We start from the raw sequence: 20,181 nt of genomic DNA, 5'->3' as shown, positions 1-20,181 counted from the left end.
ATGTTGATCGGCGATGTGGCACGGCGCTCGGGGGTCAGCGCCCGCATGCTCCGGCATTACGAGAAGCTCGGCCTGGTGCGGCCGACGGGCCGTACCGGGGCCGGCTATCGCGAGTACTCCGGCGAGGACATCCGGAGGATCTTCCACATCGAGAGCCTGCGGTCCTTGGGACTGTCGCTGAGTGAGGTCGGGTCCGCGCTGGACGACCCCGGCTTCACGCCGGCGGAGCTCGTCGAGGACCTCATCCGCCGGACGCGAGAACGCATCGCGGCCGAGACGGCGCTGCTCACCCGGCTCCGCCGGATCGGCGCCGCGGAACCGGCCGGCTGGGAGGACGTCCTCCAGACCGTCGCGCTCCTCCATGCGTTGGGGTCGGAGAGCGCCGGGAAGCGGCAGCGCGCGGCCCTGTCCTCGGCGTCCTCGGCGTCCTCGGCGTCCTCGGCCGAAGAGCTACCGGTGCCGGTGGAAGCACTGGTCGAGGCGGCGCTGAGCGAGACGGACCCGAACGTCGCCGGAGCCCTCCGCTGGGCTCTGGCACGTTCGGGCGACGGCGGCTCGATCGCGCTGCTGGCGGAGGGCCTCGGCTCACCGGTCGCCGACGTACGGGAGCGTGCCGTCCAGGCCATCGCCGAGATTCCGGACGACGAGGCGACCGCACTGCTGCGGGTGGCGCTCACGGACACCGACGTCGTGGTCCGCAGGCGGGCGGCTCTCGCGCTCGGGGCACGCGGGGCGGCCGAGGCCGTTCCGACGCTCGTCGACATGGTCGTCGAGGAGGCGCAGGACGTCGACGCGGCGGACGCGCTGAGCGCACTGGCGAGCCGTCCCGAGGAGGCGGACCGGATCGCCACCGGGCTCGTCGACCGCCTGGCCCGCAGCACCGCCGAACCGTCCGCACGTCGACGACTGGCGCAGGCACTCGCGGACATCCCGGGCGAGGTTGCGTCCCGCGCCCTCGCGGACCTGGCACACGACGAAGACCGCGGAGTCGCGCTCACGGCGGGCTACATCCTCACGCTGCGCGAGGCGCGATAGCGGACCCTTCCCGGGGTTCGCGGGTGTCCCGGGCCGCGAACGGATCCGGCCACCCGCTCGGACGGGGGAAGGGGACCCACCGGCCTCAGGAGCTCTGCGGGGGTCCGATGACCTCCTGCCCGATCTGTTCGGCGAGCCACTGGGCGAAACGGTCCTCGTAGCCATCGCCGTTGCGGCGCCGCACGTGGACGAGGACCAGGTGCGTGTCGGTGCGGGCATCCAGCTCAATGGATTCGCAGTTGAGCAGGAGCGTCACCTCGGCGTGCTTGCCCTCCCCGTGCAGGTCCCGCTCCGGAGCCTCCGGCCAGAGCAGAGAGGCCCAGTGCACCTCGGCCGGGTGGGGGCCGACTGCCGCCGTGAAACGGTCCTCGACGCTTCCGACGGCCTGAAGCTGCAGGGAGACGGTGAAGGGCGGGAACGCCGCGACCTCGGCCAGCCCAGGGGGCAGCTCCCCCTCGGGAATCGAGCGGGCCAGATCCGGATCCAGGTCGAACGGAGCGGAGTAGGACACGAACCACGCGCCGGGAAGGGCGTCCAGCAGGCGCTTCACTTCGGCCAGGGTGGACACCTCGGTCTCCACCGACACGTCGGACCAGGGCTGGACGCCGAACGCCACCATCCGGCGAGCCACGCTCAGCGCGAGCGCGGGGTCGGGCGTACGGAAGACGGGGTAGGCGATGTCGTTGGACATGCGATGACTCTGCCACGCCCGGTAGGGACGGTCCTGCGATTATTTCGCACGGCGACACCGGGTGTACCCGGATCCGTCCGGCAGTTCGGCGATGCACGCGCGTGGACGTCGATGTGCGTCACGCACTGCGGGTCTTCTTCGAGTATCGCGTCCAGATCGATGGGCGCCCCGAGGCCGAACCACGACAACGCGTAGCCGTCGACCTCCACACAGATGCCGAAGACACGACTGTGGCTGGTCCAGCCGTTGACGCGGCCACGGTTGTTGCTGATCTGAACCCGCTTCCTGGCGGGATCCACGGACGACACCAGGTGCAGGTACACGGTCCCCGCTACGCGGGCGAGGACGATGTCCCCGACCTCCGCCTTCGCCGGGTCGACCGGGGCGACGACCACCTGCTGCCTGCTGCCTGCTGCGTATCAGCGGGACCATCGAGGAGCCGTCGAGCCGGAACGTCACCGTGGCCCCACCGGCAACTCTGCCTGCCACTGCATCCAAGGCGCCCATTCGGTGATCGTGGCAGATCCCCCTGCATCACCCCACCGATCTCCTTCTCCGATCCGACGTGCTTCCCCGCCTGCATTCCCGTCTGCTTGCCCGCCTACTTCGTGACGTCCTTGACGAACACGATGCCGTCGGTGTCCGCCAAGTGGGCCGGGTCCAGCGGGGAGTAGCCGAACCAAGGGGACACGCGGGGCTCGATACGGGTGTCGCCGAGGGCGGTGGTCAGGCGGCGGGCGTCGACGACGTGGAGGTTCTCCGGGAGTGCGTAGAGGGTGCCTTCGAGGGTGGTCGGTGGCGGGGTGTCCACTCCCTGGTGTCTGATCGTGCCGAGTGCCGTCGCCAGGAAGGCGTACTCCGCGCCCAGTTGGGCGCTCACGATCGCGCCCGCGCCCCACCACTCGACCGGCAGGCCGCCCATCCGCATCGTGCTCTTGTTCCGCTGGAGATGGCCGTTGTGGGCGTGGACGAGTACCGGGGCCCGGTCGACGGGGGCCGCGGAGCCGGCGGCCCCGACAGCGGCGGCGTCGACGCCCGCGACAGCGAGGAGGTTGTCGGCCATCATTCGGTCCCGCAGGCTCACCAGCCGCGTCATGCGGCTCGGCGAGGTGTCGGCCATCCAGTAGTGGTAGCGGAGCAGGCCGGTGGCGGTGCGGCCGTACAGGCGGGCCCGGTCCCGGTCGTCGGGCGAGCTCGTCGCGATCAGGTGCGGCCACTGCGCGTCGAGCAGCGCCACCAGGTCGTCGGCGAGCAGACGCAGCTCCGTGGCCTCGGCCGACTGCCCGACGGACCCGGACGGGTCCATCATCGCGGCGGGATTCGTCCACCGGTCGTCGGGGCCGAGCAGGCGGTCGAGCGCTTCCACCGTGCAGGTGGAGTGGAGGAGCTCGGTGTCCACCCGGGTGGAGAGATAGCCGTGGAGTGCGAAGAGGGCCTCCCGGGGGCTCTCGGCGCCGGTGATCTCCAGCGGGCCGTCGAACCCGGCGAAACGGAGCCGGTCGGCCACTGGGCGGCCGTCGTTGAAGGCGCGCATCCAGCGGACGAGCTCGCGGTTGGCAGCCGACGCGCCCCAACCGTGGCTGAACCCCCGCTCCATGACCTCGTCGAGGGTGCCGGCGCCCGTGGTGACGTGGTCGTCCACGAGCAGACCCCTCATGCAGTCGCTCTCGATCGTGATCGTCCGGTAGCCCTCCTCCTCGACGAGCTGCCGGAACAGTTCGTTGCGTACGTCGAGCAGCGCGTCCTCGCCGTGCGTGGGCTCTCCCAGGGCGAGCAGCCGTGGCCTGCCCCGGAGCAGTCCCATGACGGCGGCGGCCTCGACGGCATGGGCGACGTCCTTGATGTCGGTAGCCATGCCTTCAACGGTATCGTTGAACATACGGTTGAGACTTTTGCGTGATATCGGCGGGACCATGGGACGAAACCCTCAAAGCATCGGACACCTCCGGCCCGTCGACCTCGCGCGCGAGCACGGTCTGTCCACGCAGGCGATCCGGAACTACGAGGAGGCCGGCGCCCTTCCGGCCTCCGCCCGCACGCCCTCCGGATACCGCGCCTACACCGCGCTGCACGCGGGCGCGCTCCGCGCCTTCCTCGCCCTGCTACCCGGCCACGGCCACAGGACGGCGACGGCGATCATGCGGGCGGTGAACGAGGACGCTGCAGAGGAGGCGTTCCGTCTCATCGACGAGAGCCACGCCCAGCTCCTCGACGACCGCCGGACCCTCCTGGCCGTGGAGAACGCGCTCCGCGACCTGGCGCCCACCGCGGCGTCCGAGCCCCGAGCGGGGTCGGATCCGGCCGTGGTGTCGGGGCCCGGCGGTACGTTCATCGGGCCGCTGGCGGGGAAGCTCGGCATCCGGCCGGCGACGCTGCGCGCATGGGAACGCGCCGGGCTGGTGCGCCCGCGCCGCGACCCGGTGACCGGATACCGCGTCTACGACGAGGCCGACGTACGGGACGCCCGGCTGGCCCACCAACTCCGGCGGGGCGGCTATCTGCTGGAGCAGATCGCCCCGCTGATCACCCAGGTGCGGGCGGCCGGCGGGCTGGAGCCGCTGGAGGCCGCACTGGGCGACTGGCGGGGCCGGCTGTCCGCCCGGGGGCGGGCGATGCTGACCGGGGCGGCCGAGCTGGAGGCCTATCTGCGTGAGCGCGGCTGAGACCGCGCTCGCCGACCGAGCAGGTGACCTCCGTCGGGCGGCGGTGCGGGGGCGCCGACTTCAGGAGCCGGTCTCCCTGCCGCCCGCCGTGGGCGTTCCAGCGCCACCGCCACCACCGCCCTCACCGTCGCCGCCGTGGCTGCCGTCGCCACCGTCGGCGACATAGCGGCGGAGGCCCGCGAGGGTCACCTCTTCCAGGCTGGCCGCGAAGATCCTGCCGGGGCGTGCGGGCACGGGGAGCATCGAGGGGACGACCAGGACGGTGCAGCCCGCCGCGTCGGCCGAGGCCGCGCCGTCCGGGGAGTCCTCGACGGCCACACAGGCCGCGTCCGGTACGCCGAGGCGCCGGGCGGCGGCGCGGTACGGGTCCGGGTGCGGCTTCGTCCGTACGGTGTCGTCGGCCGAGAGGGTGAAGGCGAAGGGGACGTGCGCGAGCGCGCCCTCGATCACCGAGTCGACCACCGACCGGGGCGAGGCGCTCACGAGGGCGAACGGCACTCCCTCCGCCGCGAGTTCGGCCAGGAGTCGCCCGGCGCCGGGGCGCATCGGCGCGCCTCGGTCGACCCGCTCCTGGAAGGCGGCGGTCAGTGCCGTCGCCACGCCGTCCGCGTCGGCTGTGCCGGTGACGCGTACGAGGTGGGCGGCGGTGTCCTCGACGGCGCGTCCGACGACCTCGGGTGCGTCGGCGTCCGTCAGCCGGTGGCCGATCCGTGCGGCGATCTCCACCGTGGCGTCCCACCAGAGGACCTCGGTGTCGACCAGCGTGCCGTCCATGTCGAAGAGGACGGCGGCGAGTTCGGTCACCGCTCCGCCCTCGGCGCGACGAGCGCGGGGTGCGGGGCGAGGCCGAGGGCGACCCGGGAGCCGGGGGCGAGGGTGGTCGCCTCCCGGGACGACAGGTCCGCCTTGACGCGCGTACCGGCGTGGTCGAGGTGGACGCGGGTGACGGAGCCGAGGAACGAGGTGGAGACGACGGTCGCGTCGCCGTCGGGCGCCTCGGTGACGGTGACGTTCTCCGGGCGGACCAGGACGTCGACCTCGCGGAGCTTCGGCGCCTCGCCGTCGACGGGCAGCCGGGTGCCCGCGACCTCGACCTGGCCGGAGTCCGTCAGGACGCCCGGGAGCCGGTTCATGGTGCCGACGAACTCGGCGACGAACGGGGTCGCCGGGCGTCGGTAGAGCTCGGCCGGGGCGGCGCACTGCTCCAGCTTCCCCGCGTTGAGGACGGCGACGCGGTCCGCCATGGACAGCGCCTCCTCCTGGTCGTGGGTGACGAAGACGGTCGTGATGCCGAGGGAGAGCTGGAGGCGGCGGATCTCCTCCCGCAGGCTGAGCCGTACCTTGGCGTCGAGCGCGGACAGCGGTTCGTCGAGGAGCAGGACGCGGGGCCGCAGGGCGAGCGCGCGGGCCAGCGCCACGCGCTGCTGCTGACCGCCGGACATCTGGTGGGGGTAGCGGTCGCCGTGCTGGGGAAGTCCGACGAGGTCGAGCAACTCGGCGGCACGGACACGCCGTTCGGCAGTCCTGACCTTCCGTACGCGCAGGCCGAAGGCGACGTTGTCGGCGGCGGTCAGGTTGGGGAAGAGGCTGTACGACTGGAAGACCATGCCGGCGTCGCGGCGGTTGGCCGGGACCTGGGTGATGTCGGCGCCGTCGACGAGGACTTCGCCCGCGTCGGGTCGCTCGAATCCGGCGAGGACGCGGAGCGCGGTGGTCTTGCCGCAGCCCGACGGGCCGAGCAGGGCGAGGAGTTCGCCGGGTTCCACCGTGAGGTCGAGGCCGTCGAGGGCGGTGGTGCTGCCGAACGTGCGGCGCAGGCCCCGGAATTCGACGCGCGCCCCGCCGACCGTGACGGGTTCCGTCCGGTCCGCTGTCGCTGTGGACGAGGACATGGGTCAGGACTCCTTGGGCGAGGTGCGGGAGATGCGGGGGGAGCGGGCGCTGCCGGGCGTGCTCGTCGGTGCCGTTCCGGCCCTGGACAGGGCGAGGAGCAGGAGCCAGGTGATGACCAGGCTGAGGAGGGAGACGGCCACCGACATCCGGGCGTGGGCCCCTGAGATGGAGACGATCCACACCGCGAAGGGCCGGAAGCCGAGCAGCGAGGCGATGGTGAACTCGCCGAGGACGAGGGCGAGGGTGAGGAAGGCGGCGCCGGCGAGCGAGGAGCGCAGGTTGGGCAGGATGACGCGGAACAGCACGTACGGCCAGCCGGCCCCGCAGTTGCGGGCGGCCTCGACGAGGGTCGGGACGTCGACGGCGCGCAGTCCCGCGTCGAGGGAGCGGTACACGAACGGCAGGGCCATGACCGTGTACGCGAGGACCAGGACGAAGGGGAAGCTCTCGTTCTGCACCGCGAGGAAGGTCTGGTAGAGCGGGGTCCGCGAGAGGTGGTCGGGTCCCCAGCGCAGGACGGTGCTGATGCCGGTGACGAGCGCGATCGGCGGTACGACGAGGGGCAGCATGCACATCACTTCGACGACCGGTCGCAGCCGGGGCGCGCCGAGGCGTACGGCCACGAGGGCGGGCACGGCGAGCAGCAGGGCGAGGACGATGGTCGCGGCGGCGAGGCCGAGGGAGAGCAGCAGGCTCTCGGTGAAGCCGTCGGCGGCGAGCAGCGCGGTGTACGCCTCGAAGGAGATGCCCTGGCCGGGCGTGTGCACGGTGAAGACGAACGAGGCGATCAGCGGGATGAGGAAGTAGGCGCCGCCGAGGCCGAGGACGACTCCGCGCCAGACGCGGGGCCGACGGCGGGTCCGCCTGCGGGCGGCCGGCGGGGCCGTATCCGCGTCGTCCGTGCCGGGCTTCGGTGCGGCCTCCCGGGCAGTGGGGGTCATCGCAGCCATCGGGCGCTCCTGCGCTGGAGGGGGAGGTAGACGGCCATGACGAGTCCGGCGATCAGGATCATGTCGAGGCCGAGGGCGAGGGCGACGTTCTCCTGGCCGACGAGGACGTTCCCGGAGAGGGCGTCCGCGATCTTGAGGGTGACCAGGGGGACGGAGCCGCCGACGAGGGCCGCCGCGGTGGCGTGCGCGGCGAAGGCGCTGCCGAACAGCAGCACGAACCCGCCGAGCAGGGAGGGCGCGAGGACGGGGATGCCGACGTGGCGCCAGTACTGCCATCCGCCGGCGCCCGCGTTCTGCGCGGCTTCCCGCCACTGGGGCCGCAGTCCGTCGAGGGCGGGGAGGATCACCAGGACCATGAGCGGGATGAGGAAGTACAGGTAGACGACGGCGAGGCCGGTGAACGAGTACAGGTTCCAGCCGAGGCTGCCCAGGTCGGCGAGCTGGGTGACGACGCCGGAGATGCCGACGGTCGCGATGAACGCGAACGCGAGGGGGACGCCGCCGAAGTTGGCGAGGACGCCGGAGGCGGTCAGTACGGCGTTGCGCAGCGCCTGGGAGCGGGAGGTGACCACGGCCTGGGCGATGAGGACGCCGAGGACCGAGGCGATGAGGGCGGTGAGGGCGGAGAGCTGCACGCTGCCGACGAGGGAGCCCAGGTAGGGGCCCTGGAGGGAGCGGCTCAGGTGCTCGCCGGTCAGGGCGGTGGCGCCGGTGCCGGGGTCGGTGCGGGTCACGGCGCCGTACAGGAGGGCGCCGAGCGGCAGTCCGAAGCACAGTCCGGTGAAGGCGATCAGCGGGAGCGCGGCGAGCCAGGTGCGGGGGGCGCCGCGCCGCCGGCGGCGGGTGCCGCCGGCGGTTCCCTTGACGGGGACGGTTCCCTCGGCGGGAACGGTCCCCTCGGTGGGGGTGGAGGAGGCGGAGGGCATCAGGAGACGGCCTTGTCCCACTTCTCGGCGAGGGTGGCCTTGGCCTTGTCGAGCTCGGCGGAGGCCGGGAAGGCGGGGGTGCCGGTGACGGCGGGGAGCTTGGCCACGAAGGTCTTGTCGGCGGTGCCGTCGGCGGTCATGGCCGGGAGCAGCACGGGGCGGGCGTATCCCTTGAGCCAGAGGTTCTGGCCCTCGGCGCTGTAGAGGTACTCCATCCAGAGGCGGGCGGCCGCGGGGTGCGGGGCCTCCTTGTTGATGGCCTGGGAGTAGAACTGGGCGTACACGCCGTCGGTGGGCACGGCGACCTGCCAGTCGACGCCCTTGTCCTTGAACTGGTCGGCGTAACCGGCGTTCAGGTAGTCCCAGTCGATGCTGATGGGCGTCTCGCCCTTCTCGACCGTGGCCGGGGTGGACTCGACGGGGATGAAGTTGCCGCTCTTCTTCAGCGTGCCGAAGAAGTCGATGCCGGGCTGGATGTCGGCGAAGGAGCCCTTGTTGGCGAGGGCGGCCGCGTACACGCCGCCGAAGGCCGAACCGGACTTGGTCGGGTTGCCGTTGAGGGCGACCTTGCCCTTGTACTCGGGCTTGAGCAGGTCGGCGAAGGTCTTGGGGCAGTTCGGGATGCGCTTGGCGTCGCAGCCGATGGAGACGTAGCCGCCGTAGTCGTTGTACCAGCGTCCGGCCTCGTCCTTCTGGGCGGCGGGGATCTTGTCCCAGGCCTCGACCTTGTACGGGGCGAAGAGGCCTTCCTCGGCGCCGCTGCGGGCGAAGGCGATGCCCAGGTCGAGGACGTCGGGGGCGCGCTTCTGGCCCTTGCGGGACTTGACGGCGGCGATCTCGTCGGCGCTGGCGGCGTCCGGGTTCTCGCTCTCGATCTTGATGCCGTACTTCGTCTCGAACGTCTTGATCAGTTCGCCGTAGTTGGCCCAGTCCGGCGGGAGCGCGATGACGTGGAGCGCGCCTTCCTCCTTGGCCGCCTTGACGAGGGCGTCCATGCCGCCGAAGTCCTCGGCGGACGCCGCGGTGGCCGCCTTCGCACCGTCGCCGGCGGCTCCGGCCGCGCCCTCGGGTGCGGCACCACAGGCGGTGACGGTGGTCAGGACGGCGGCGCCGAGCAGTACGGCGGCACCGCGGACGGGGGTTCTGCGCACGGGTTCTCCCAGAGGCGAGTGAAGGAACTTGTCTGAACAAGCCGCCCTTAGTTCGCCCTTACATGCTGTCCGCGAAGTGAACGGAGCATGACCGGCTCCGGGCGCCTCCCGGAAGAGCCGGGGGTGGTGAACAGCAGGTGAATGCAGTCGACTTGGAGCGAAAGAGGCGACGACCACACACCCGCCCCGCCGGGTTAGGCTGACCCCTGCACGGCACACGCTGTGACCAGCTGTGCACAGCCACACACGAACAAAGGGGGATGCCGTGACGGCGCTCTACGTGGAGATCGCGGAGGGACTCCGCCGCTCGATCCTCAGCGGCGAGTACGCCGTCGGCGCCCGCCTGCCCTCGGAGAGCGACCTGGCCACCCGCTGGGCAGCCTCGCGCGGCACCGTACGCCAGGCCGTCGCCCTGCTCACCTCCGAAGGGCTCATCGGCTCACGCCAGGGCGCCCGCCGCATCGTGCTCCGCAGGGAGCGCCGGCACAGCTTCGCGGAACTCCACAGCTTCGCCCAGTGGGCGCGAGCCATGGGCTATCAGGCGACGAGCCGCTTCCTGCACCGGGAGCGCCGCCCGGCCACCCCCGAAGAGGCGCGCCGCCTCGTCCTGCCGGAGGGGGCCGGAGTCCTGGACGTCCTGCGCCTGCGGCTGCTCGACGGCGAACCGGTGATGGTGGAGCGCACGGCGTACGCGGGCTGGGTCGCGCCCACGGTCGAAGCGCTGCCCGCCGACTGCGCCTCGATCATGGACAGCATGGCGGAGGAGGCCGGGATCGTGGCCCACTACGGCGAGCACCTCATCGACGCCGTCCCCGCCGGCAGCGACGACGCCCGACTGCTCCGCGTCCGCAGGGGAAGCCCGCTCCTGCGCCAGCGCCACCTCACCAGCAACCCGGACGGCCGCCCGATCGAATGGACCGAGGACCGCTACCGCGCGGGCAGCGTCACCTTCAACGTGAGCAACTCGGTGGGTACGGCGCCGCTGGTGCGGGACCCGGGATCGCTGCTGATGTGAAACGACGAAGTGGTGGCCGAGATCGCTCTCGACCACCACTTCGCACGACGAGTCGTCGTGTCCGAGGGGGGACTTGAACCCCCACGCCCGATAAAGGGCACTAGCACCTCAAGCTAGCGCGTCTGCCATTCCGCCACCCGGACAAGGTGTGCGTCGCTGTGAGTGATGATCACTCGCGGCGACAAGATGAATATATCAGGGGTCCGACCTGCGGTTCACCCCCGTTTCCGGTGGTCAGCGATCCGGGGCGCCCGCACGGAACGCACACACGGAGAGTCATCACGTGCGCGCGCAGCGCGGTCATGGGTGCTTCACTGGCGGTATGCCATTCCAGAGCTACGGCGTGCTCGCGGGGACCCTCCACAGCCACTTCCGCGACGATCCGGACGACCAGGGCCGCTGGTTCCACATCAATCTGAAGGTGGACGCGCCCGCAGGGCGGTACCACTGCGCCGTCGACGTCGACAGCCACAAGTCCAACGTCGGGGTGCAGTGGAAGACCTTCACCCTGACGGCCTCCGCCGTCGGGCCGGCCGCCGCCCTCGCCCCCGGGTACCACGACCTCGCGTCCGATCCCGACTCCGGCGCGATGGACTGTCTGCGGCATCCGGAACTGGTGGACCGCACCGGCGTCCTCTTCGAGCGCCGCCCGCCGTCCTGGCTGCAGGAGCTCCTCGACCTGCTGGGCTCGCGGCCCTGGCACGCGGGAAGCAACGTCGACGCCGCCGACGCACTGGAGCCGATGCTGGTGCCCGGCCGGCGGATCCTCGTCTTCGGCGAACCGTTCGAGAACGATCCCGAGGGAGACCTCGGCATGCACAACATCCACCAGAACCAGGGGGATCCGTTCGGCTCCCAGTGGTGGCCGGAGAACGGCATCTGGCAGGACGGTGCGACCCTCGTGGAGCGCCCCGACGGCCGGTACGACGTCTTCCTGAACAAGTTCTCCAGCCAGGCGGGCCGGACGGACAGCGCGGGCCACCCCGTCGGATGACGGCGCCGGATCCCCCTACCGGATGAGAACGCCCGATCTCCAGGGTCGGCGCCAGGCATGAGATCCGGCTTCGCGGGCAAACGCCCTGGTGTCAAGGGCGCGCCCCTGGGACGGGTCCCGCCCCCGCTCCTGTCGGAGGTGTCGTCATGGTCCCGCTGCTGCTCGTACTCCTGCTGATCCTCGTCCTCTTCGGAGCCGGATTCGCCGTCGAGGTGCTCTGGTACATCGCCATCGCCGTCCTGGTGCTCTGGGTGCTCGGCTTCTTCATGCGTGGCACGAACGGACGCTGGTACCGCTGGTGAGCTCCGCCCCGCAGCTCAGCTGCCGGTAGGTCTCCGCTGATCACCACGACGGCGATCTTCCCCGGGAGGCATCCGCCGGAGGGTCCCCGGGGCGATGGAGTGCCGGTCGGAGGTCGCGAAGCACCGGCGCCCTCACCGAATCCTCGCCCGCACCGAGCCGGCCGGGGCGGATCGCCGCCCCGGCCCCCCGTCGACCGGTCGTTACGGTGCCATCTCGTACGTGCCCGACAGCGCCTCGACCTGCTGCCAGACCCGGCCCGAGCGGGCCTCGTCGACGACCGGGCGCCGTACGGCCCCCAGCGCCCAGGCCTGCTGCTGCTCGGTGGCGGAGTCCTTGCCGTGCAGCTCGATCGCGTGGGCGGAGAAGTCCCGTACGAGCACGGCGAACAGCTCGTCGAGGACGTCCTCGTCGAGGCCCGTCAGGCGGGCCTGCTCCAGGACCAGCTGGCCGTGGACGACGAGCGCGAACAGCTGGCCGACGGCGAGGAGGAGGTCCAGGTCGCGGCTCTGCGCCTCGTCGGGCGCGGCGGTGCGGACGAACTCGCAGAGGGCGTCGGCCTGTTCGCGGAAGCGGGCGACGTTCGCCACCCCGGCGTACGCGTCGTAGGCCGGACGCCAGTCGTGGAAGCGTACGGACCCCAGGCCGCGGGCCGGTCCCTGCTGGAAGAGGAAGGTGTCGTCGGCCGCGTCCAGGCGGGTCGGTACGGGCTCGTAGCCGGCCGGGTCGAGCAGGTGGTTCCGCATGAACTTCAGGATCAGCGCCAGGTTGACGTGGACCGTGCCCTCCAGCTTCGGCAGGCCCCGGATCTCGATGGCCGCCTGGGCGAAGTAGTTGTCCTTCTCGAAGCCCTTGGCGGCGATGACGTCCCACATCAGGTCGATGACCTTCTCGCCCTCGGTGGTCACCTTCATCTTCGTCATCGGGTTGAAGAGGAGGTAGCGGCGGTCGTCGGGACCGGCGGAGCGGAAGTAGTCGACGGCGCGGTCGCTGAACAGCTTCATGCCGACGAGCCGCACGTACGCGTCGGCCAGCTCGCGCCGCACGTGCGGGAAGGCGGTGACGGGACGGCCGTAGAGGATCCGGTTGTGGGCGTGGGTGACGGCCTCGTACATCGCGTGCTCGCAGATGCCGATCGAGGCGGTGCACAGGTTGAACTTGCCGACGTTGACGGTGTTGAGGGCGGCGTCGAAGGCGGCGCGGCCGGTGTGCAGGACGTCCTCGGGGGCGACCGGGTAGCTCTCCAGGCGGAACTCGCTGACGTACTTCGACGAGTCGACGACGTTCTTGACGAGGTGGTACGCCGGGTGGCGGCTGTCGGCGGCGAAGAAGACGTAGCCGTCGGGGCCCTCGACGTCGGTGCGGCGGCCGAAGACGGAGACGAGTCCGGCCGCGTTGCCGTTGCCGATGTAGTACTTGGATCCGGTGGCGCGGAACCCGCCGTCGGCCTCGGGCTCCAGGAGCATGTCGGTGGAGTAGATGTCGGCGCCGTGGGTCTTCTCGGAGAGACCGAAGGCGAACACCTCGCCCTGGGTGAGGAGTTCGGCGGCGCGGGCGCGGGCGGCGGCGTTGTCGCTCTGCCAGACCGGGCCGAGGCCGAGGATGGTGACCTGCCAGGCGTACCAGTAGTCGAGCCCGTAGAAGCCGAGGATCTCGTTGAGGGCGGCGATGCGGGCGGTGTCCCAGCGCTTGTCCCGCTGCCCCTCGGGCGCGTCGGCGGAGGGCGTCAGGAAGGTCTCGAACAGGCCTTCCTTGGCGGAGAAGGCGAGGAAGTCCCCCAGCCAGGCCCGGGTGCGGTAGTCCTCGATCAGCCGGCGCTTGCCGCGCTCCTCGAACCAGTCGACGGTGGCGCGCAGCAGCCGCCGGGTCTCGGGGTCGAAGTGCGCGGGGTCGTACGTGTGCGGGTTGAACAGCAGCGAGTCGGCCATGAGCTCCATCTTTCGGTCCGGTGGACGAGGGGGGTCGTGACGGTCGGGGGCGCGTCTCAGCGCGGGGCGGCGAGTCGGTGGAGGGTGGCGAGGACGTCGTCGAGCCAGGCGAGCGTCATCCGTTCGTACGCGATGCCGCCGCGCAGCACGACGTGCTGGAGCTCTCTCCCCGCGTCCGGCGCCTCCGGCTCCGCTTCGGCCGACGGGAAGTCGCGTTCCTCGCCGGCGAGGTAGTGGGCGAGCCGCTCCGCGTGTGTGCGCCGGTGCCGCTCCACCTCGTCGATCAGCGCTGCCGGGTCGTCGAAGGCCGCGCCGCGGATCTTCACGGCGAGGTCGTGCCGGAGGCTCTCGGGTTCGACGGGCTCGTGCAGCCAGCTGGACAGGGCGGCCCGTCCCAGGTCCGCGACGGAGTACTCCTTCTTGTCCGGGCGGCCGTGCTGCGGCACGTCCCGGACGTCGACCCAGCCGTCGTTCTCCATCCGCTTCAGCACGCGGTAGATCTGCTGATGGCTGGCGGTCCAGAAGTAGCCGATGGACCGCTCGAAGCGCCGGGCCAGCTCGTAGCCGGATCCGGGCTTCTCAAGGAGGGACACGAGAATCGCGTGTTCGATCGCCACACCCGGAATCCTTCTATGCAACTCGTTGCATAGGCAAGCCCACCCGCCCGGGTGAGACGCGGCTCACCGCGGGCGGGCGCGGTCACTACCGGGCGAGGTCCGCGCGGCGCAGCATCGCCAGCCGGCTCGCCGTACGGTCCAGATCGCGCAGGAGGGCGGAGTCCTCGGGCAGCCCGGCCAGCGGGTCGGCGCCGATCAGGAACAGGCGTGTGTCGCGGTCGCAGCAGACGTCCACCAGGTTGGCGAAGCGCTGCCGGCCGTCCGACGTGCACGAGGCCAGCGGGGGTACGCCGTCCAGGACCAGGGTGCCGAATCGCTCGGCGAGGGCCAGGTAGTCGGGCACCGCCGTGGTGCCCTCGCAGAGCGTGTCGAAGCCGAACCACACCAGGTCGGCGCGGGCGGCCTTGGCGGGCAGGTCGCGGTGGTGCGCGGGCACGAGGACGGCCTCACCGGGCCGCGGCGCGTCCAGTCCCGGTTCGTCCCTCAGGGCTTCGGCCCCGTCCGCCAGGCACGCCCCTTCCGCGAACCTCGGTGCGTCGTGGGACGGCGACGGCCGGCGTCGGAAGTCCGTCGGGCCGGACACGTCGAGGACGTCCATCCGCTCCTCGATCCGCTGGATCGTGGGCTCGAAGAGGTGGTGGTACAGCGGGTCGGGCATCAGGCCGGCGGGCGGGTAGTTGGAGGTGGTCACGAGGGTGACGTGCCGGTCGAGGAGCGTCCGGAAGAGGCGGGCGACGAGCATCGCGTCTCCCGCGTCATGGGCGTGGAACTCGTCGAAGACGAGGAGCCGGCAGTCGCCGAGCAGCTCGTCGACAGCACGGTCGACGGCGCTGTGCCCGCCTTCGCGGTTCCGGCCTTCGTGGGCCACGCCGTCGTGCAGGGCGCGGAAGAAGTCGTGGAAGTGCAGTCGCCGCTTGCGGGCGATCGGCAGCCCGTCGAAGAAGGCGTCCACGAGCCAGCTCTTGCCGCGCCCGACCGGGCCCCACACGTAGAGGTTGCGGGGCGCGGGGCGGGAGCGGCGGAACGGGCCGCCGGTCACCGCAAGTTCGGCGGCGAGCAGGCTGAGCCGTTCGGCGGCCTGCTCCTGTGCCGCGGAGAGGGTGAAACCCCGCTGGTCGGCGGCCTGTTGGAAGTGGGTGCGCATCGCCGCGTACTGCCGGCGCATCGTGTGATTCACACGCGGCGACGCTAGCAGCGGGCCCGGACGCGCCCACCGCCAGGTTCACCTCCGATCGGCGGCCTTGTCGAGTTCCTCGTCGAGGGCCATCGCGGCGGTGATGAGAGCGAGGTGGGTGAACGACTGGGGGAAGTTGCCGAGTTGTTCGCCGGTGCGTCCGATCTCCTCGGCGAAGAGTCCCACGTGGTTGGCGTACGTGAGCATCTTGTCCATGGCGTAGCGGGCCTGGTCGAGGCGGCCGGCCCGGGCGAGCGCCTCTACGTAGAGGAAGCTGCAGAGCGAGAAGGTGCCCTCGGAGCCGCGCAGCCCGTCGGGGGACGCCTCGGGGTTGTAGCGGTAGACGAGGCTGTCGGTGACGAGTTCACGGTCCATGGCGTCCAGGGTGGACAGCCACGAGGGCGCCCTGGGCGAGATGAAGCCGACGAGGGGCATGAGCAGCAGCGACGCGTCGAGCACCTCGCTGTCGTAGTGCTGGACGAAGGCCTTCCGCTCCGGGTTCCAGCCGCGCTCCATCACCTGGACGAGGATCGCGTCGCGCTGCGCGGTCCAGCGCGGGACGTCGGCGGGACGGGCGTACTCGGTGGCGAGACGGATGCCGCGGTCGAGGGCGACCCAGCACATCATCCGGCTGTAGGTGAAGTCCTTGCGGCCGCCGCGGGTCTCCCAGATGCCCTCGTCGGGGCGGTCCCAGTTGTCGCAGAGCCAGTCGATGAGTGCGGAGAACCCCTTCCAGCCCTCGTAACCGGCGAGTTCGGCGAGGTCGGGGGAGTGGGTCATCGCGTAGGCGAACTCGCCGTAGATGTCGAGCTGGAGCTGGTCGGCGGCCCCGTTCCCGGCCCGTACGGGGTAGGAGTCGCGGTACCCGGACAGGTGGGGCAGGACCTCCTCGGTCAGATGGGGGTCGCCGTCGACCCGGTACATGATCTGCATCGGCTCGCTGCCGGGCACGCGCGGGGCGCGGCCGCGGCCGCCGAGCCAGCGCCGGAAGGCGTCGGCCTCCTCGATGTATCCGAGGTCGAGCAGGACCCGCACCGAGAAGGACGCGTCACGGATCCAGGTGTAGCGGTAGTCCCAGTTCCGCTCGCCGCCGACCTGCTCGGGGAGCCCCATGGTGGGGGCGGCGATCGGGGCGCCGGAGGGGGCGTAGATGAGCAGCTTGAGCGTGATGGCCGAGCGGTTGACCATGCTCTGCCAGCGGCCCCGGTAGCGGCACCGGCGGATCCATCCGTGCCAGAAGACGCGGGTCTCCTCCAGCGCCGCCTCAAGGGCCTCCTCGGTGATCGGGTCGGGGGCGGCGGCTCCCGGGGAGGAGGTTTCCAGGACGATTCCGGCGGTCTGGCCGTGCCGGAGGGTGACGGTGGCACGCACGTCCTGCCCGTCGGCTTCCAGGGGGACGGAGCTCCGCAGGTGGACGTCGAGGTCGGGGCCGTGGAAGGTGGCGGTGGCGCCGTCGAGCGTGAGGGTGTGCGGCGCGCGCCCGTAGTCGAAGCGCGGCCGGCACGCGACGTCGAAGGTGAGGGTGCCGCGCACCACGCGCAGGGCGCGTACGAGGCGGTGCCGGTCGGTGGGTACGTCCGACCGGTCGTGCACCGGCATGAAGTCGACCACCTCGCCCACCCCCTCCGGGGTGAGGAACCTGGTGATCAGGACGGCTGTGTCGGGCAGGTAGAGCTGGCGGACGGTCACGTCGTCGTGGGCGGGAGCGATGGTGAAGTGGCCGCCGCGCTCCTGGTCGAGCAGCGAGGCGAAGATGCTCGGAGAGTCGAACCGGGGTGCGCAGAACCAGTCGACCGCGCCCTCGGCGGAGATCAGTGCGGCGGTCTGCAGGTCGCCGATCATTCCGTGGTTGGCGATCGGGGGGTACTCGGGCACGAGCGACCTCGATTCTCCCGCGGCTCCGTGCCTTCGGCGCCACTCCTCGCGTCCACGCAACCCGCAGCCGGCCGCGGCGGCAAGGCGAGGGGGCCGACCGGGCGAATCCCGCCGGTGCCCGCACGCATCCGCGCACCCATGGGCGTCCACGTGCACCCGTGTGCACTCCCTTCCCCGTTGTCCGACCGGTCGGTATGTTGCTTCGGACTGCCGGGCACTCCTTGGAGGACGTCATGCAAGAGACCCCCTCGACCGCAGGGCACTGCGACCCCCGCTTCACCGGCGTACGGGACGCCTTCGAGGCCAACTTCCGTACGGGGGACGAGCTCGGGGCCGCCGTGACGGTCCAGGTCCACGGCGAGACCGTGGTCGATCTGTGGGGCGGCTGGGCGGACGCCGCCCGCACGCGCCGCTGGGAGCGCGACACCGTGGTCAACGTCTGGTCCACGACCAAGGGGGTGACCGCCCTCTGCGCCCATCTGCTCGCCGACCGCGGACTGCTCTACCTGGACGCCCCGGTCGCCTCGTACTGGCCCGAGTTCGCCGCCGCCGGCAAGGAGAAGCTCCCCGTACGCCATCTCCTCTCCCACCGCGCCGGGCTGGCCGGCCTGCGCGAGCCGCTCCCGCTCGCGGAGTTCTACGACTGGGAGGTGACGACCGCCCGGCTCGCGGCGACGGAGCCCTGGTGGGAACCCGGCACCCGGTCCGGCTACCACGCCATGACGTACGGCTTCCTGGTCGGCGAGGTGATCCGGCGCATCACCGGACGACTGCCCAGCGACTTCCTCCGAGAGGAGATCACCGGCCCCCTCGGCATCGACTTCACCATCGGCCTGCCGGAGAAGGAGTCCGCCCGGGCGGCGGAGCTCGTCCACCCCCGCACCTCGTCGGCGAGCGAACAGGCGGCGATCTTCGCCCAGTTGGAGCCCGCCGCCCTGGCCGCCCTGGCCAACCCGCTCGTCGGCGCCGAGCAGGCCAACAGCCCCGAGTGGCGGGCCGCCGAGCTGCCCGCGGCGAACGGCCACGGGACGGCCCGGGCGGTCGCCCAGCTGTACGGCGTCTTCGCCGGGCGCGGCCGGGCCGGTGAGCACCGGATCCTCTCCGAACCGGCCGCCGAAAGGGCCCGCGAGGGGCAGGGCGCCTGCCGGGACCTGGTCCTGGGCGCGGGCTTCGCCCACGACACCGAGTGCGCGCTGGGGCTCTGGCTCAGCGGCCCCAACTTCTCGTACGGCCCCAATCCCCGCGCCTTCGGCCACGACGGCTTCGGCGGCTCCTGCGGCCTCGCGGACCCGGAAGCGGGGGTCTCCGTGGGGTACGTCATGAACCGCATGGGCCCCCACATCGCGGACGACCCCCGCAAGACGGCCCTGGTCGAGGCGGTGTACGCGGCACTCTGACATCGGGCTACGACGGGAACCGGACACCCGGCCCACCCGGACGGAGGGCACGATTCCGGCATTGAGGGGCGTCCACGACTGGACCACCGGGCCGTGGACGCCCCTCTCCGTGCCGCTGAGGAGACACCTCGCACTCCCCGTCCCCGACCGAGGACACGGCCGGATCTGTGCGCGTGCCACTCCCCCGGTGAGCGTCCGGGGATCCGCCGGCCGGACAGCTCGCGACGGCGGGGCGCGAGGCGCGGGAGCAGGTCGACCCGGCGGGTTGAACTGGGGAATCGGTACACAGCCTTCCGCTTTGACGGCCGAGCACATCCCCCTCAACTCGACTCACCACAAGGATGCCTGAAACAGCGTCAGTAAATTTCCGCAAGCGTTTGCGTGACCATGCTCGGCCGCGCCTCTCGCGACCCCTCTCCCGTGCCGATGGACACCCGTCACCCCTTGGACCACATGAACGCGCGTAGATAGGCCGAAAGGCGTCCTTGTCGCCAGGCCGCCCGGATTCGAGGATTCCCCTGTCGAGATTGACAGGTCCATGGCGAGCTGACTCCCTCGCTCCGGACCCGCCCGCTCGGCGCCAAGGGATCGCCCACCCAGCGGTTCCCCCCACTCCCCCACCGGAGGATCCAGTGAACCTCAAGCGTCTGTCCCCCCTCGGCGGCGCCGCCAGGGGCGCACGGCTGATCGCCGTGGCCTCCGCGCTGCTCGCCGCCTCAGCGCTTGCCGTCCCCGCCTCGTCCGCCGCCACGGCCGTGGAAGGCCGGGCCACCGCCTCCCAGCTCGCCGCCGCCGACCAGGCCGTACGCGGAGCCGACGTGCCCGGCACCGCGTGGTACACCGACCAGGCGACCGGGAAGATCGTCCTCACCGCCGACTCCACCGTCTCCGCCGCCGAGATCGCCAAGATCAAGACGGCGGCCGGCGACCGCGCCGCCAACCTGGAGATCAAGCGGACGCCCGGCACGTTCAACAAGCTCATCGCGGGCGGCCAGGCCATCTACGCGGGCGGCGGGCGCTGCTCGCTCGGCTTCAACGTCCGCAGCGGCTCGACCTACTACGCCCTGACGGCCGGTCACTGCACCAACATCGGCAGCACCTGGTACACCAACTCGGCCAACACCACGGTGCTCGGCACCCGCGCCGGCACCAGCTTCCCGACCAACGACTACGGCATCATCCGCCACTCCAACGCCTCGGCGGCGGACGGTCGGGTCTACCTCTACAACGGCACCTACCGCGACATCACCGGCGCGGGCAACGCCTCCGTCGGCCAGTCCGTACAGCGCAGCGGCAGCACCACCGGTCTGCACGGCGGAACGGTCACCGGCCTCAACGCGACCGTCAACTACGGCGGCGGCGACATCGTCTACGGCCTGATCCAGACCAACGTCTGCGCCGAGCCGGGTGACAGCGGCGGCGCGCTCTTCTCCGGCACCACGGCCCTCGGCCTCACCTCCGGCGGCAGCGGCAACTGCTCCAGCGGCGGCACCACCTTCTTCCAGCCGGTGACGGAGGCGCTGAGCGCGTACGGCGTGAGCGTCTTCTAAGCAGGTTCCCGGCCCCGGACCC

General features: G+C 71.6%; 18 protein-coding genes and 1 tRNA gene. 7 read left to right on the top strand and 12 right to left on the bottom strand.

Translation table 11 applies throughout. The features are described 5' to 3' along the window. A complete protein-coding gene (locus OG259_RS36775) occupies window positions 1-1,035 on the top strand; it encodes a HEAT repeat domain-containing protein (protein WP_328946188.1) in 1,035 nt (344 codons plus the stop codon). A gap of 85 nt (window positions 1,036-1,120) precedes the next feature. Here OG259_RS36775 and OG259_RS36770 read toward each other — a convergent pair whose 3' ends face one another. Continuing rightward, the gene (locus OG259_RS36770; RefSeq protein WP_328946187.1) at window positions 1,121-1,726 is read right to left on the bottom strand and encodes a hypothetical protein; all 606 of its coding nucleotides are present in this window, start codon (window positions 1,724-1,726) and stop codon (window positions 1,121-1,123) included. Window positions 1,727-2,327: 601 nt separating this feature from the next. Further along, entirely contained in the window at window positions 2,328-3,581 is a 1,254-nt protein-coding gene (locus tag OG259_RS36765) for an erythromycin esterase family protein (protein WP_328946186.1), read from the bottom strand. Between the two features lie 58 nt (window positions 3,582-3,639). On the opposite strand from OG259_RS36765, the gene OG259_RS36760 reads away from it, so the two are divergent. Further along, window positions 3,640-4,389, top strand: a complete 750-nt coding sequence (locus OG259_RS36760; RefSeq protein ID WP_328946185.1) for a TioE family transcriptional regulator — start codon at window positions 3,640-3,642, stop codon at window positions 4,387-4,389. Window positions 4,390-4,449: 60 nt separating this feature from the next. On the opposite strand, the gene OG259_RS36755 is transcribed toward OG259_RS36760, so the two are convergent. Genes OG259_RS36755 through OG259_RS36735 form a run of 5 tightly spaced genes read right to left on the bottom strand, consistent with a single transcriptional unit; the run spans window position 4,450 to window position 9,276 of the window. Beyond that, window positions 4,450-5,193 carry an HAD family hydrolase gene (locus tag OG259_RS36755; protein WP_328946184.1) on the bottom strand — a complete coding sequence of 248 codons (744 nt, stop codon included), beginning with the start codon at window positions 5,191-5,193 and terminating at the stop codon, window positions 4,450-4,452. Next, window positions 5,190-6,281, bottom strand: a complete 1,092-nt coding sequence (locus OG259_RS36750) for an ABC transporter ATP-binding protein (RefSeq protein WP_328946183.1) — start codon at window positions 6,279-6,281, stop codon at window positions 5,190-5,192. Before OG259_RS36750 ends, OG259_RS36755 begins: the two co-directional genes overlap by 4 nt. Window positions 6,282-6,284: 3 nt before the next feature. Then, entirely contained in the window at window positions 6,285-7,232 is a 948-nt protein-coding gene (locus OG259_RS36745) for an ABC transporter permease (protein ID WP_328946182.1), read from the bottom strand. Next, window positions 7,220-8,158, bottom strand: a complete 939-nt coding sequence (locus OG259_RS36740; protein WP_328946181.1) for an ABC transporter permease — start codon at window positions 8,156-8,158, stop codon at window positions 7,220-7,222. The genes OG259_RS36745 and OG259_RS36740 overlap by 13 nt, the downstream gene beginning before the upstream one ends. Next, window positions 8,158-9,276, bottom strand: a complete 1,119-nt coding sequence (locus OG259_RS36735) for an ABC transporter substrate-binding protein (protein ID WP_328947285.1) — start codon at window positions 9,274-9,276, stop codon at window positions 8,158-8,160. Before OG259_RS36735 ends, OG259_RS36740 begins: the two co-directional genes overlap by 1 nt. A 298-nt stretch (window positions 9,277-9,574) precedes the next feature. On the opposite strand from OG259_RS36735, the gene OG259_RS36730 reads away from it, so the two are divergent. Beyond that, window positions 9,575-10,324, top strand: coding sequence for a GntR family transcriptional regulator (locus tag OG259_RS36730; protein WP_328946180.1), 750 nt, complete (start codon window positions 9,575-9,577; stop codon window positions 10,322-10,324). A gap of 58 nt (window positions 10,325-10,382) precedes the next feature. Here OG259_RS36730 and OG259_RS36725 read toward each other — a convergent pair. After that, a tRNA-Leu gene (locus OG259_RS36725) sits at window positions 10,383-10,467 on the bottom strand. Between the two features lie 179 nt (window positions 10,468-10,646). Here OG259_RS36725 and OG259_RS36720 point away from each other — a divergent pair. Both OG259_RS36720 and OG259_RS36715 read left to right on the top strand, forming a co-directional pair. Then, window positions 10,647-11,318 carry a DUF2278 family protein gene (locus tag OG259_RS36720; RefSeq protein WP_328946179.1) on the top strand — a complete coding sequence of 224 codons (672 nt, stop codon included), beginning with the start codon at window positions 10,647-10,649 and terminating at the stop codon, window positions 11,316-11,318. A gap of 146 nt (window positions 11,319-11,464) precedes the next feature. Further along, window positions 11,465-11,620, top strand: coding sequence for a hydrophobic protein (locus tag OG259_RS36715; protein WP_328946178.1), 156 nt, complete (start codon window positions 11,465-11,467; stop codon window positions 11,618-11,620). Window positions 11,621-11,821: 201 nt separating this feature from the next. Here the strand turns inward: OG259_RS36715 and OG259_RS36710 are convergent, their stop codons facing one another. The 4 genes from OG259_RS36710 to OG259_RS36695 form a co-directional block, all read right to left on the bottom strand. Beyond that, complete coding sequence (locus tag OG259_RS36710; protein ID WP_328946177.1) at window positions 11,822-13,546, bottom strand: acyl-CoA dehydrogenase family protein; 1,725 nt, start codon at window positions 13,544-13,546, stop codon at window positions 11,822-11,824. 56 nt (window positions 13,547-13,602) lie between these two features. Further along, window positions 13,603-14,163 carry a PadR family transcriptional regulator gene (locus OG259_RS36705; RefSeq protein ID WP_328946176.1) on the bottom strand — a complete coding sequence of 187 codons (561 nt, stop codon included), beginning with the start codon at window positions 14,161-14,163 and terminating at the stop codon, window positions 13,603-13,605. An 85-nt stretch (window positions 14,164-14,248) separates the two neighbouring features. After that, on the bottom strand, window positions 14,249-15,340 hold the full coding sequence (zapE, locus tag OG259_RS36700) for a cell division protein ZapE (protein ID WP_328946175.1): 1,092 nt from the start codon (window positions 15,338-15,340) through the stop codon (window positions 14,249-14,251). Between the two features lie 45 nt (window positions 15,341-15,385). After that, entirely contained in the window at window positions 15,386-17,212 is a 1,827-nt protein-coding gene (locus OG259_RS36695) for a glycoside hydrolase family 15 protein (protein ID WP_328946174.1), read from the bottom strand. Window positions 17,213-17,445: 233 nt separating this feature from the next. On the opposite strand from OG259_RS36695, the gene OG259_RS36690 reads away from it, so the two are divergent. Together OG259_RS36690 and OG259_RS36685 are read left to right on the top strand one after the other, a co-directional pair. Beyond that, on the top strand, window positions 17,446-18,609 hold the full coding sequence (locus tag OG259_RS36690) for a serine hydrolase domain-containing protein (RefSeq protein ID WP_328946173.1): 1,164 nt from the start codon (window positions 17,446-17,448) through the stop codon (window positions 18,607-18,609). 632 nt (window positions 18,610-19,241) lie between these two features. Continuing rightward, complete coding sequence (locus OG259_RS36685; RefSeq protein WP_328946172.1) at window positions 19,242-20,159, top strand: S1 family peptidase; 918 nt, start codon at window positions 19,242-19,244, stop codon at window positions 20,157-20,159. Window positions 20,160-20,181 lie beyond the last annotated feature (22 nt).

The organism is Streptomyces sp. NBC_00250 (assembly GCF_036192275.1).
Taxonomy (GTDB): Bacteria; Actinomycetota; Actinomycetes; order Streptomycetales; family Streptomycetaceae; genus Streptomyces.
This window is presented reverse-complemented; position numbering and strand designations above follow the sequence as displayed.